This is a genomic window from Pseudoalteromonas luteoviolacea NCIMB 1942, assembly GCF_001625595.1.
GTDB lineage: Bacteria > Pseudomonadota > Gammaproteobacteria > Enterobacterales > Alteromonadaceae > Pseudoalteromonas > Pseudoalteromonas luteoviolacea_A.
This window is the reverse complement of the sequence record NZ_AUXT01000181.1, coordinates 144,689-158,815: the sequence shown is the minus strand read 5'-3', so window position 1 is coordinate 158,815 and position 14,127 is coordinate 144,689. Positions and strand designations below refer to the sequence as shown.

8 protein-coding genes, 1 pseudogene and 2 CRISPR repeat arrays (1 of these 11 running past the window's edge) are annotated in these 14,127 nt (G+C 44.0%); of the genes and pseudogenes, 1 reads left to right on the top strand and 8 read right to left on the bottom strand.

Features of this window, described 5'->3' with window-relative positions:
* Positions 1–50: 50 nt before the first annotated feature.
* Positions 51–872: a CRISPR direct-repeat array (repeat unit 29 nt; unit sequence CGGTTTAGCCCCGTGCATACGGGGAACAC).
* A 161-nt stretch (positions 873–1,033) separates the two neighbouring features.
* From cas2e to N482_RS16440, 8 genes are all read right to left on the bottom strand, one after another.
* Positions 1,034–1,288 carry a type I-E CRISPR-associated endoribonuclease Cas2e gene (gene cas2e / locus N482_RS16475; protein WP_269202117.1) on the bottom strand — a complete coding sequence of 85 codons (255 nt, stop codon included), beginning with the start codon at positions 1,286–1,288 and terminating at the stop codon, positions 1,034–1,036.
* Positions 1,285–2,214: a type I-E CRISPR-associated endonuclease Cas1e gene (cas1e, locus tag N482_RS16470; protein ID WP_063378059.1), complete on the bottom strand. Its 930-nt coding sequence runs from the start codon at positions 2,212–2,214 to the stop codon at positions 1,285–1,287. Before cas1e ends, cas2e begins: the two co-directional genes overlap by 4 nt.
* Before the next feature lie 45 nt (positions 2,215–2,259).
* Positions 2,260–2,940, bottom strand: a complete 681-nt coding sequence (gene cas6e, locus N482_RS16465) for a type I-E CRISPR-associated protein Cas6/Cse3/CasE (RefSeq protein WP_063378058.1) — start codon at positions 2,938–2,940, stop codon at positions 2,260–2,262.
* Positions 2,933–3,604, bottom strand: coding sequence for a type I-E CRISPR-associated protein Cas5/CasD (cas5e, locus tag N482_RS16460; protein WP_063378057.1), 672 nt, complete (start codon positions 3,602–3,604; stop codon positions 2,933–2,935). Before cas5e ends, cas6e begins: the two co-directional genes overlap by 8 nt.
* Positions 3,601–4,746, bottom strand: a complete 1,146-nt coding sequence (gene cas7e / locus N482_RS16455) for a type I-E CRISPR-associated protein Cas7/Cse4/CasC (RefSeq protein WP_063378056.1) — start codon at positions 4,744–4,746, stop codon at positions 3,601–3,603. Before cas7e ends, cas5e begins: the two co-directional genes overlap by 4 nt.
* Positions 4,747–4,760: 14 nt before the next feature.
* Positions 4,761–6,839 carry a type I-E CRISPR-associated protein Cse1/CasA gene (gene casA, locus N482_RS16450; protein ID WP_063378055.1) on the bottom strand — a complete coding sequence of 693 codons (2,079 nt, stop codon included), beginning with the start codon at positions 6,837–6,839 and terminating at the stop codon, positions 4,761–4,763.
* A gap of 531 nt (positions 6,840–7,370) precedes the next feature.
* Positions 7,371–10,259: a CRISPR-associated helicase/endonuclease Cas3 gene (locus N482_RS16445; RefSeq protein ID WP_063378054.1), complete on the bottom strand. Its 2,889-nt coding sequence runs from the start codon at positions 10,257–10,259 to the stop codon at positions 7,371–7,373.
* Between the two features lie 99 nt (positions 10,260–10,358).
* Positions 10,359–11,183 carry a helix-turn-helix transcriptional regulator gene (locus tag N482_RS16440; RefSeq protein WP_063378053.1) on the bottom strand — a complete coding sequence of 275 codons (825 nt, stop codon included), beginning with the start codon at positions 11,181–11,183 and terminating at the stop codon, positions 10,359–10,361.
* 246 nt (positions 11,184–11,429) lie between these two features.
* Here N482_RS16440 and N482_RS24445 point away from each other — a divergent pair.
* A pseudogene (locus N482_RS24445) lies at positions 11,430–11,607 on the top strand (transposase DNA-binding-containing protein); the annotation flags it as partial.
* 25 nt (positions 11,608–11,632) lie between these two features.
* A CRISPR array of direct repeats spans positions 11,633–14,127; the repeat unit is 29 nt; unit sequence CGGTTTAGCCCCGTGCATACGGGGAACAC (it continues 833 nt past the right edge of the window).

The following is a 14,127-nucleotide window of genomic DNA, read 5'->3' as shown; positions in this document are numbered from 1 at the left end:
CGTGCATACGGGGAACACAGCTTTCTGCCTTTTCTCAGCTTGCCTTTAAACGGTTTAGCCCCGTGCATACGGGGAACACAGTTGTAAAGATGTCTGATTTTAAAAAACATGCGGTTTAGCCCCGTGCATACGGGGAACACCTTGTGCCCTAATGAATTGGACAGCTTAAAAACGGTTTAGCCCCGTGCATACGGGGAACACAGTGCAGCTACGTAGTGCGGGTTGTCATCTAACGGTTTAGCCCCGTGCATACGGGGAACACATAAAAATAAGGTTCTTTTGCCGTTGGCCACTCGGTTTAGCCCCGTGCATACGGGGAACACGACTATTGATGTAATGCACTAGATTGCCTGTGCGGTTTAGCCCCGTGCATACGGGGAACACCTTCTCCACGCGCTCAGGAGTAATACCAAGCGCGGTTTAGCCCCGTGCATACGGGGAACACACATCATCACCATCCGAAGTATCTATACCTAGCGGTTTAGCCCCGTGCATACGGGGAACACTTTGGCTACATTACGAAATTATTGTTTGCCTCCGGTTTAGCCCCGTGCATACGGGGAACACACTGGAATCTGACCAAAGAGGAAGCCGTCGAACGGTTTAGCCCCGTGCATACGGGGAACACCTCTTGGTCTCCATCTGCTGATGACTGCACTGCGGTTTAGCCCCGTGCATACGGGGAACACTATCAATTAATTAGTTAGCTCCTAATATGCGCCGGTTTAGCCCCGTGCATACGGGGAACACTATCGAGCTGACTCGAATAGACAGTTGCCAATCGGTTTAGCCCCGTGCATACGGGGAACACCCAGTTTTGCGTACTGCTTTCGCCCCCGCTGCCGGTTTAGCCCCGTGCATACGGGGAACACTCTAAATTTATACCATTGATTTATATAAGTAAATTTAACGCATAAAAATCCACCAAAAATTTTGGGTACAATACGAGGTTTAAATAGCCATATTTTTAAAGAGCAAAACAATTATTCATTATCAATAGAAGAGCTTTCTTGCGGTGTATATTTCACCAACCTCAGCCCATCAAAATCAACTGGCATTCGAGCATTTTTACCATAAGAAAATCAAAGCCCGATTCAGTATTGGTTGCCCATGCCATTACTACATTACCGTTTTCAGCTAACTCACTAACTTGAAACCACACCATTTCTCTAATGCGGCGACTAATATCCCCCACATATACACCCGCTCTGATTTCCAGCAGCCATACAGCGAGCCTACCTCTCAGCCTTGGCGGTACCGCCTCCGTTACAACAACACACATACTCATAATGGACCACCACTGCGGTGACCATCATCGCCAATTGATTCGGGTTCAGGAATTGCTGGAGGTTGCGCATCTTCATATGGTTCTGGGGGATTAATCTCTCCTGCTGCTAATACTTCTTCAATTAAAGGAATTAAGCGTTGCAGTACTTTGTCTTTGCGAAAAGCCTCTCTGCATGCAAGTCTTACTTGGCGATCTGGTGAGTGCGGACGTTTTTTAGCGACCTTAAATGCCACGGGTACCACTGTGTCAAATTTTATGATATCCGCGATATCATATACAAAAGACAAAGGTTTTCCGGTATGTAAAAAGCCAATAGCCGGTGCGTATCCAGCAGCTAGGATCGCCGCTTCGGTCACCCCATACAAACAAGATGTTGCGGCACTAATGCACTGGTTAATAAGGTCTCCTTTAGCCCAATCTTTTGGATCATAACGGCGACCTTGCCAATTAACTTGATGCTGCTTGGCGAGTAACTCGTATGTTTTGCGAACTCTGCTACCTTCTATGCCCCGAAGCTGGTCAACACTGCACCGCTCAGGTGCAGGCTCTCCAAATCGTAATTCAAACATTTTACGTACGACTTTCAGCCGTAGATTTTCATCCAGTGCTAACTTTGCTTGATAAAGGAGTTTATCTGAACGCGCACCGCCGGGTTGACCTGCTGAGTATAAACGCACGCCTGCTTCACCAACCCAGATAAGTAAAGTGCCTGTGGTTGCAGCCAACTTTACGGCAGCATGACTTACTCGTGTACCCGGCTCCAACATGATACACACTACAGAACCAACGGGAACCAACATACGTTCACCGTTTACTTCATCAATCACAGCAAAAGCACCGTCACGCACATCAATGCGACCCATACCAATGAAAATCATGGAATTTCGGTCTTTGATAGGTATTGGTTTTAAGGGGAGAAATGCCATTCCTTGCACTCCAATAAGAAAAGGCGAGCAAACTCGCCTATATAATTATGACAATGGTTTTATCAATAAAAGTCCACAGCCAAACGCTTTAGATCGGCCGACGCCTGAAAGTAGAGCTTGCTCTAGCTTTTGTGCATCCGTAACTTTTGCTACACCAAAATAATCCAAAGTACTTAAATGAATTGCTTTTGGATTATTATTCTTAACAATTTTGTGCTGCTTATAATTGCTAAACTCAATGCATTGACTTAACAGCTCTAGGCCGCCTTGTTTTAGCTTTTTTTCCAACCAAGCTTTTGCCGCAGTATCCACAGCCTCACTCACATCAACGTTGGATTTTTGAGCTTGCTTTTTAGCATGCATCAACACATCATGACGACGAGTTTTATCCCCTTTAAGCGTGATATCCACGGTAGGATTAGCACGTAATGAAAACTGCACTAAACCTTGGCCTATTTGCTGCTCAATACCTTTACTAAAAACGGCTTTCCAACCTTGGATCGCTGCTTTTAACTGCCGCTTTGAGCGAACAAACACGGTAGGTACTGGCAGTGTCATATCAACACGAAACATAAAGTCAGCTTGAGTAAGGTCGCTTTGCTCAAAACAGCGCCAAACCCACTGATGCTGTTGATACAAATCATCAGGATGTAAATACCCTAAATCTTCGCCTTGCTGCTCAGGGTCAAAATACAAGCGCGTTTCATACCAAACTTCTTCAGACATAAAGCACTTCCTCTGTATCCACTAGCCCCCAACTGCTTTTCACACATCTAAATGTGAAAGCCCGATGGTTTAGTTCAAAACTCAACGGCACATCATGCCGCTGTTCAGTCCCAGCTTTGTGTTCACTGTCAAAAATAAATTTTATAGGTATATTAGCTGGCTTTTCATGCTCGGCTATCATCCTCGGGGCCCGTTGTATAGCTGTCTCTAAAGGTATATCGACAAGCGCATTATGTGGGTCAACCAAAGGTATCCCCGGCAAATACGATTTTCGCCCCAAAAACTGCGGCCATACTGGATTCAGTAATGCTGCGTATATATGTTCAAGCAATGGTTTATCACCTTCAAAGCCAACCCAGAAAGCGGCATCAGCTAAATAAGCCCGGTGCGACAACTGGGTATCTGGTTTTCCACCATCCGCTTTAGCCACATTAAGTGCAGTTTGATAGTCAAATGCCAAGTCACCTGGCTTATCTATCCGAACGCCCATACGTAGCGATGTTAGGTCTTCTAATGACTCATTACGCTCACGACCAAGCGATGCACACAGAAGACCGACCACCCCACTTTTAGTAGGATCAAGCTGAGTATTGCGCAGCTCAAAAGCACTTTTTAGCCCCCATGATTGCATTGGACCCGCGAGCCGGATCAGTAATGTGCTCATTTACACTCCAAAGCACCTTGCAGTGCATCGAGCATATGCGCTTCAAGTTGAGTAATTGTGCCGCTGTCTTTATCTTGATACTCCTCTAGGTTATCAATATAAGTGCTGCGCCCTTCAAAAATAAAGCCGCTTTCACCATACATAGACGATAACTTTTTAGCGAACATTTCTAATTTTTGTGCCGATTTTTGCTCCAACCCTGCTTCATCAGGCTTATCTATCACCACTGCTTGCGTAAATGCATTACTTAAAGACCAAGGCGCGCCTTCTTTTCGTACATTCACCTTGACATAACTCGGGGGGTTTTGTGCTGCAAAGCTATTTTGTTTACCAGATGGAACCGCTTGTACCAATGCACGGAAAAACCCTTGAACGGCGCCAAACACTTGCTCGTTGTCATGTCCTAGATTTGCAGCCAATTTATCAATATTAATTTGCGCATATCGGTAATAACACGCACTGTTGAAGTACACACCGCCCATCATTCCTGAGCCTTGCTCTCCCGCTTGTAACTCATCGTCCACCGCGGTGAAAAAGTCCATGGCGGGCGTTACGATATTAGTTGAAATTGCATGCGCAACCTGACAAGCAGCATCAACGTTGATGTTATTGTTATCCGCGACCATACGACCAAATAGAGCAATATCTGCTGCGAAAGATTTACCGTCTTTAACAAAAACATCATTCACTGCTTTGGTGATGGATTTGTCTAATTTTTCTTGTTGTAGCTCATCAAAGTGCTGTTCAGCAATTGCCTTCAACGCCGCTATTTCATTTAATCCTAAAAACAATAAATACTCAGTTTTAAATGGGTGCTTTTTATCTTTACTTAAGCTTAGTTTAACTTGCTCTAACAGCCTTTTTGCAGCCACTTCGCTTTGCGCTTCAGACTTACCTAAAGCCACAAAATGGTCCCGAATATCAATGGCTAATTTGCGTGTACGTACTGCGCGGTCTCCTTGATGCGTGACAACCGCATCATTAAATGCTCCATGAGTGCGAATTGCGCGTTTTTGGCATTGGCTAGAGATACGAGCACGCTGTGAGCCACCGAATACACACGATTTTGGCGTATTCGTGTCGTCACGATTTAAGTTGCTTGGCGCAAAGTTTTGTAATAAGTGAAATTCGATAAATGACATAAGAAACTCCTTTTTTAATGTGTTGTATCGGATGAGCTTTCAAGCTCATCCGATTGAATTGGTTTAGCCCAGTAATCTTTGGCCCATTTTAGTTGAATGCGCTTGTCATCGCAGTCCCAGTGGTAAAGGTCTTCCATCAAGGTACGGTAATCAATCGCAATGTCTTTGCTTTTGAGAATTTGCACCATTTGCCGCAGTATTTGTTTTAACTGATCACCTTCGGACTCTAGGAGGCATTCAAAGCGAAAGCTCATACCTGGGCGTTTGCTTTCATCTGCATAACGCCACAATGTACCTAGGCTCTTGTGGCTCGATTCTTCATAGATTTTATAATGGCTTGCAAATAACCCCGCTACATAAGCTTGCATCTCTGCACGCTCCCCTTGTTCAGAAAGTAAGGGGCCTAAATACGGCATACTGGCAAGCAGTGAGCTTTTTTGAAGGTCAAGAGATTTACGCAGTGCTGCTAAAATATCTCTCCTAGGAGAATCAGGGTTTCCCCATTGGTATAACTTTTTTATAATTTCTTGTGTATCTTGACTCCAATAGACATGTCGCTGCCAAGATCTGCCATATAATACTTCTTCCAATTGCTGTTTGGCGAGGCTCAGACCTTTTTGTGCCTTAACGCCACCATAACACCAGCTTTGTGTTGCACCTTCAAATGCTGCCAACGCTATACTTTGACAAACCTTTCTCCAATGAGATTTAGCATCTTCGCTATTAGCGCTAAGTGCCCAAATAAACTGTTCAAATGATTCATTTAACTTAGGCCAATAAAAGCGACTGGGTTTAATTGATTCCAACTTAGTCGTCACATCCTTTACTCTCGCGCCTTCAGGGAGTAAATGTGAAGCAAAAGTACGTACGGCACTTAACAGCTGAGCATGAATTGCTTCAGCAGTTTCTAACCCTTTAAGTAAATGAGTACTAAATTGATTGTGTGACGCGCGATCTTTTTCAATCAAGTTAAGTGATAACGGTAACCGCTCCTCAAACCAGCACAGCGGGTTCGCTTTATTATTATCTAAACCAACCAATAAACAGTTCAGTTTAAGTGCATCAATTAACTCGTTATCTTCCGCAGCCAATAATTGAATGCCTGCTGGTCTTAAATCTTCAGGGTCTATGCCTGTTTTCTTAGAACGTGCATATTGCAGTAAGTTTGCAGTGTCTCGCCAACACGCTCGCTCAAAACTTAATCTTATTGGTAGTTTTTTATCGTCTTTATTCAAGCGGTAAGCAAAGTAGGGCTCTTGCTCCATTTCTTTTGGATTGGGCAACCCCTGAGCAAAAAACATCCTAGCTACCCGCCCATCACTTTCAGGAATTAGACGTACATGCCGCGCTCGCCAAGTTAGATAATCAGTCAGCCCTTTCATTGGGCGAGCTTGAGGCTCTTCAGGCTCAGTTTGCTCCCAAATAGGCAAGTCGACTGTATGCTCTAGCCACTGTTCATTTTTCGGCATCTGTAAATTGAGCATCAAGGTTTGGAAAAGGTTTTCGCCCTCAACCAATACAACTGCCCCGCCAACCAATGGCGCATTGGTTAGATTAGGGTGTTTACCAAATTGCACAGAGCTGCCACTCACACCGCCACCTAGGCTAAAGTACTGACAAACAAGTAGCTGAAGCGCAGCCTCTTTAGGTGATAATGAAAAATCGTGAGCATCAGCAATGTGGCTGAAGAGACTTTTATTGTTGCCACTGGCCAAATCAAGAGAGAGCTTTTTAACTGACGTTGTCACCCCTTTGTCTTTCGTGAAATTCGCAGTTTGGAAAAAAGGATAACGCTCTGAAAACAAATCAAATCGCGCTTCACAACATGGCGATGACAGGTAATTGGTGACTTGACTGCCAAACTCAGCGGCTTCGAAAATCTCATCCCACTCGTCCATATCGAGATACCCATAGCTGCGATATAAAATGGCGAGCAACAAGCGTTGTACTGAGGCCACAACCAGTGGTTTTTCATGGACTATCCGCTGCAACCTTGGTGCAGCTTCAAGTATAGATATAATTGAATAATCACGGGTGTGCCCATGTTTATCCAAAGCTGGTATCCAGCTTTCTGTCAAAAGGTTATAACTCATTCTCTTTAAATTCCTTTAAATAAATCAAATGCGTATCGAGAGCTTTATACATTTCTCACTTCAAGTCTGAAATAAAGAGACTAGATCTACTATTTTCCAAGTAAGACAAGTGCAAGCAATCAAAACCAACAAATAATATGTACGCTTATCAAGTGTCTTAAGCGCTTCAATAAAACTTTTCCAATCCATGCTAATAAGTACTCATACTTTTCAATCGACATGACAAAACCTATCATGCCCAAAAAATAAGCGCAAATTCTTTTGAAGTACTATTAGATTTAAATTTAATTAAATCTATTTTAAGAAGATAAAAATCTCTAATACAGGGTTGTATGGGTTTCTATTTGTATATTTTACTTCCTCTCCATTTCGATGTACCCTCCACTTTCTTTAGATATAATCTACTGTTGCTTATCTATGAACTAAAGTTCCTTGTTTATACAGGGCTAAACCGTGCTATTAGATCTAAACAATGCGTTCCCCGTATTCACGGGGCTAGCCGGTAGTATTAACACTACCGGCAATATTACTCTATTCAATGTTACCTCCTTTACCCACAATAAGCCCCAGCTTCGAATCTAATTTAAGCTCACCTAACCCTTCAACTTGGTAGACTAGGCTCGTATCCAAGATCACGGGGATGCAATTAAATAAAGTGGGTGAGCGCTGCCATACGCTTTTAGCTACAAATGAATACAGCCATTGCGCTTCTAGCTCTTTAAAATGGGCAACCCATTTACTGTGGGATATAGAGATCATGGACTGTTTTAAGCGAGCAATATCACTTTTTTGCAAACATTGTTTACCTTGCCAGTCAATCTCATATTCTAGTTCTTGTTTGCATTTTGATAATGGAAACTCTGCTCCCTGCACACCTTGCTTATAAGTCGAAAACTCGGTTACTGGAATCACGCTACCATCTTCAACAACAAGAAAAATCAATTGCACGCTGATGCTGGTTAACCGCGTACTGAGTGCAACTTCATCGTGGTCAATTTCACTATTGTTATACTTTAATAAGTCCCTAACGCTCTTTTTATCCGCATCAAACATCATATTCTTAGCGAGCGTAAACTGCGTGCGTTTATCTAATCTGAATTCAAACGCTTTATCATACTCCTGCTCAAGCCACGTTACTTGCTGCTCAACATCTGCGTAAACACGGTTGATCCAATTATCCATATCTCGATTAATATCAATCTCAAATGCACTCCCTTCAACATTGGTATTTTCCCATAACAAACGCGTTGTGACGGCTAGTATGTGAGATGGGTAAATAAGTACCTCACCATGACCAAACCAGTCTCCATAGTCGTTCGGAATTTTATCCATTGAAGGCAAGTAAACATTTAATCTAGGTACTTGAGTGAACTCCGACCGTACAGGGTTATTAACCTGATGACGCCAAACTCGACCAACTCGCTGTAGCAGCAAATCAATTGGGGCTATTTGGGTGAACATTTCGCACGCATCATAATCCAAACTTTGCTCTAACACTTGGCTTCCTATCAGGATTAAGCATTTATCTTTCACCGGTCGATTTGGGTTAATTGAGCTGTGTTCCTCTGGATGTTTACCAACTAAATATTCAATCATTTTTTCTATCGATAAACGCGTAGCCAGCGGGTATTTTGCATGAAAAGTTAACAGCTCGATGCCGCAATGAGGAACTTCACTGCAGTGACGTGCAATTAATTTCGACAGCTCTTGAACTTTAGAAACAGTATTTAAAATACAGACAAATACACCTGTGCCTGCTTTCTTTGCTGTCGTTAAAACATCACCTGCCATTGTGCTCACACATTGAGATGGCGACGTAGCATGCAATTTGATCTCATACTTATTCGGTGGGCGGCTCACACTTTCTTTTTCATAGAGGTCTTTATCATCAGTAATTGTGTGGGATTGTGCTAAAGCCCCCGAACTATATGTTGTGACTCTTGGGTATGGCTTATTTTCAACTTCAACCTCTTTTGTTACTATTTGCCCATATGCTTTAACTAACTCAACTAACATAGTCCGAGGTAAAGTAGCCGACAGTATGATGACCCTGACTTTTAACTTAGCCATCCAATGCAAAGTGTTTTTTAGCAGATCTAGTTGAAAGCTTTGTAATGAGTGGACTTCATCCAGTATTAAAACCTTGTTTGCAAGGCCAAATAGCCTGACAAAATTATGTTTATACAACATTGCGGCCATCAGAAGCTGATCAATAGTGCCGACACAAACACCCGCCAATAAGCCATGCTTTTTTGACGTAAACCATTGGTTTGCTCTAACAGAAAGTGCGCTATTTTTCTCATTTGAGGAGTCAATACTGCTCAACCTTAATGCTTCATAGTTTGGCTCAAAGTCAGCATTACTGTGCTTTAGATGCGTTTCAACATTTTGATACCCCAACGCCTCATGTTGAAGAAATTTTAGCATGCGCTTATAGAGCTGATTCGCCGTTGCCTGTGATGGCATAGCGACATAAAGGCCAGAATGCCCAGCTTGGCGAATGAAGTGATCAGCAAGTATCTGTGCAGCCTCGGTTTTACCACTACCCATGCCACTTTCAATGATAGTTATCCAAGGTAGCGCCTTACTCTCAATAATGTTAAGTACCTTTTGCTGCAATGCATTCGGTTTAAAAGTAAACACATCCGCAAACTTAAATGGATTATTTGAAGCGAGGATATGCTTAATGTTTAATTTATCAGCAAGCGCATTTGCTTTACGCTGCCTTTGTTCAAAGACATATTCCTGCGCCTCACAGTAACAAAAATGAGATTTGTCTGATCCAACCCAATCCGCAACTGAACATAAACCCGCGGTATACGAAAACCAAGTTGGCGTCAAAGCCTTGCTATGCAAGTCAGTTAATAAATGAAGGTCTACAGATAAATAACTTGCAAGCCATTCAATTGCAGTCACCTGCACTTGATTCCAGTAATGATTACCACATGGGCCACTTTGGCCTTTATTGGCTACAAATACACCATGATGACTGGCCACAGCAGAAATCATCACTCTTGCGGCGTTTTTATTTACAGCATATTTGTCACATAGATAGTCGTGTAGAATTACAAAACCAGCAGTTCCATGTTTTGTTTCTGCACCTTCACAGTTACTAAAATGATTTATATTAAACAACTTATCGATTCGCTCGACAGGTAGCTTATATTGAAAACCCGGCGTGATTTTACCAATATCATGCAATGCGATAAGCAGTACGACGATTGAAATTGCAGCTTTTTCATCGACGCCTTCAATAGATAAAAAAGGGCCAATTAGGGTTGAACGTTCTTGCTCAGCAAGCTGATTGATAATTGCCCTAGCAACAAAGGCAACATCCAGCATATGACATACGGCAGGCAAGGTATTATGTTCATCTGCTTTACCCCAAAACTGAAAAATTTCACTCTTTAAATCACTCACACTGCACATTCCTTGGTTTTGACGTGATTAGGTTATACCTGAAGTATTTACTCTGCAATTCTGCTGATTCAACCAGTAAAAAATTTACTAGGTTGGTCGTTACGATCTATTCCAAAGCAACTTATTGGCTTTCAACTCGCGATAACATTTAGGGTCCATTACAATTTGCTGGGCTTCTGGGCTTGGATGCTGTAAAATGCCTATCAAATAATTAAGCAGCGCCACGTTAGTTTTAAGCAGCTTTTTATTGCCATTCATATCAAAGTCATGGGCAATGACTTGCTGGGCATATTCGCTTAAGCGCGGATCAGGCATGATGGTTAAAGTTACCTCCTGTTGCCATGCTTCATCATCTTGTTTGTATTTTTGCGCCTTACATTTAAATTCAGGGGACGCCGATAGGATGCGAGATAATGAAAAGTCTCTAAACCCTTTTGCCTCTTCGCAATATGCTCTTAAGTGATAACGAAGGCCTGAGTTTACAAGTGTATGAGGGCGAATAATACGCTCTGTTTCTCCCCCTTCTTTTATCGACTGATAACAGATATCGAGCACACTTTGCCTGCGGCAAGCGTTTAAAATTGGTCGTAAAATGGTGGGGTTTAATTTTCTATGCGGTAAAGGCAGAGTTGCAATGGTCGAGGTACTTAAATTGTGTACATACTGCTCACCAATTAAATTGGCGTACTCGGTAAAGTCTTGGGAAATATAAATTGGTGTAAAGGGGGTTGCCAGTACATAGGCTTTTTCAGATTCGTTGTAATTTGCGTCAACTTGATAACGCGCTATAAAGTCAGTTAGATAGCGTCTTGCACTGGGTCTTGATAGTTTAAATTTATCTTGAAACGTGCCCGTTTGGATTTCCCCTTGCCAAAATAACACGGCCTCAATATATCTAAAATATTGCTCTTCCTTAGCCTGCATAAACAACTATCAGTAAATTAAAAGTGAAATAAATGTATCAAAACTCATTAAGGCTGTCATTGATCAAAGACAAGTTATCGAAATGCCATCAATTGCATTATTTTTGTATATGTTTGCCAACTAGCAAGAACGCTGCTCTTTCCCTGTCTCTTATACACAAATCCTCGCTAAGAAATTAGCGGGGATTTTTTTGAACTAAACTTCCTTAGTGTGATCAGACCTTCAAACCATACACTGGAGAAGATAATGATTGACCAACATACCAAGTGGGCAGAGCAACAATTTGCAAAAAGTGAGTTAGGAGATCCACGAAGAACAGCACGTTTGGTAAAGGTAGCTTCAACACTCGCTAACGAATCTGGAAAACCCCTTGTGAACATCACACAATCCCCCCGCTGATATGGAAGGCGTTTATCGCTTTGTTTGCGTCACTGGTATTTGCGAACTAGCGGTTTAGCCCCGTGCATACGGGGAACACTTTTATAGTCTCTCTATTATGATTTTTGTTTGCGGTTTAGCCCCGTGCATACGGGGAACACATGGCACTGTCAGTTTGACAAGTTTTGACCTGCGGTTTAGCCCCGTGCATACGGGGAACACGGAGGATAGCAGTTGAGTGATTTAATTACATGGCGGTTTAGCCCCGTGCATACGGGGAACACAGCCTCTGCTAATGCACTAATGGCACTAACTCCGGTTTAGCCCCGTGCATACGGGGAACACCCCAGTCCACTCCCATTAAAAACTCATTCATACGGTTTAGCCCCGTGCATACGGGGAACACAAATGTGAGTTGCGTCCCTGAAGGTGAGTATACGGTTTAGCCCCGTGCATACGGGGAACACTCACCACAAAACCAGTCTGTGCTTCAACAGGACGGTTTAGCCCCGTGCATACGGGGAACACTTTACGAAGTCACCTAAGATAAACATGTCTTCCGGTTTAGCCCCGTGCATACGGGGAACACCAAAGGATCCCCGCCGAACAAATTATTTACGGCGGTTTAGCCCCGTGCATACGGGGAACACTTTTATTGGTGAAGTGGTCGGCACTGTTACCAGCGGTTTAGCCCCGTGCATACGGGGAACACTCAAAGCGCCACACTGGCATTCAATTCCTATGCGGTTTAGCCCCGTGCATACGGGGAACACCAATTCCTGCCTGCTCCATTCTCTCGATAAGCCGGTTTAGCCCCGTGCATACGGGGAACACTTGTCATTGAAGTGAGACAGCAACGCGCCATGCGGTTTAGCCCCGTGCATACGGGGAACACGTTTCACAGCTGCAAATGCACCCATAGCCACACGGTTTAGCCCCGTGCATACGGGGAACACTTACTCAACACTTGCACACTTTCGTTTAATTGCGGTTTAGCCCCGTGCATACGGGGAACACCTTTTCCGCTATTAATCAGCACGTCACCATAACGGTTTAGCCCCGTGCATACGGGGAACACTGTAGAATGAGGACAGTTGAAGTGCTGGAACACGGTTTAGCCCCGTGCATACGGGGAACACGCCTGAGATAAAGCAATACATCAGACTGCACGCGGTTTAGCCCCGTGCATACGGGGAACACTCATCGTTTAAAATCTGATTTTCTTTATTTAGCGGTTTAGCCCCGTGCATACGGGGAACACTTTCCCGTTAGTTCCAATAAAATGAGCTTTATCGGTTTAGCCCCGTGCATACGGGGAACACGGCGCTTTGATAAAACTGCACCTGATTAGGTTGCGGTTTAGCCCCGTGCATACGGGGAACACCTGTGCTTTCATTTTCGAAATCATAGCACCAACGGTTTAGCCCCGTGCATACGGGGAACACTTGGTTTTGGTTCAAATGGTGCGGTGCCTACTCGGTTTAGCCCCGTGCATACGGGGAACACCTTTAAATCAGGGTTTCAGAATCTGCAACCATCGGTTTAGCCCCGTGCATACGGGGAACACACGCAAAGAAAAGATAAAAGCCCATTGCTGGGCGGTTTAGCCCCGTGCATACGGGGAACACTGTATTTACGGTCTTTGAAATAACATTTTCGTCGGTTTAGCCCCGTGCATACGGGGAACACCCACCAATATCAACCGTGATTTTTCGAATTGTCGGTTTAGCCCCGTGCATACGGGGAACACTCATCTGGTAGATTTAAATTCAGCTTCCATTTCGGTTTAGCCCCGTGCATACGGGGAACACCAACTCTAAATTGAGGTATTGTAGTGACACCACGGTTTAGCCCCGTGCATACGGGGAACACTCCGTGTACGTAAAGTACAGCCATAGCGCCATCGGTTTAGCCCCGTGCATACGGGGAACACTCGCCTTGAGTATTACAGCTTTAGCCTCTGCGCGGTTTAGCCCCGTGCATACGGGGAACACCTCTTCGTCGATGTGTGCTGTCATAATTGCACCCGGTTTAGCCCCGTGCATACGGGGAACACGCCATATCTGAGTATTCAGAAAAAAATAATTACGGTTTAGCCCCGTGCATACGGGGAACACGATTTGTTGGTAGGTGGTTCGCCCTGCCAGGGCGGTTTAGCCCCGTGCATACGGGGAACACTGGTTAAATTACCGTTTGGCAAATCAATCACCCGGTTTAGCCCCGTGCATACGGGGAACACTTCCAGTGCCATATTCATATGATGTTCTTTTTCGGTTTAGCCCCGTGCATACGGGGAACACTTTTAGCTGGGAGTGCTGTAGAGAAATCAACACGGTTTAGCCCCGTGCATACGGGGAACACCTTGTTATGCCGTTTTGCTTTGCCATTGCAGCCGGTTTAGCCCCGTGCATACGGGGAACACAGGATTATATTATGGGTATATTTGATTGGTTTCGGTTTAGCCCCGTGCATACGGGGAACACCGTACTGGTCGTATGGGCGGTCGGTTTTCTGGCGGTTTAGCCCCGTGCATACGGGGAACACCTGTGTTAATGCAGCTAATGTT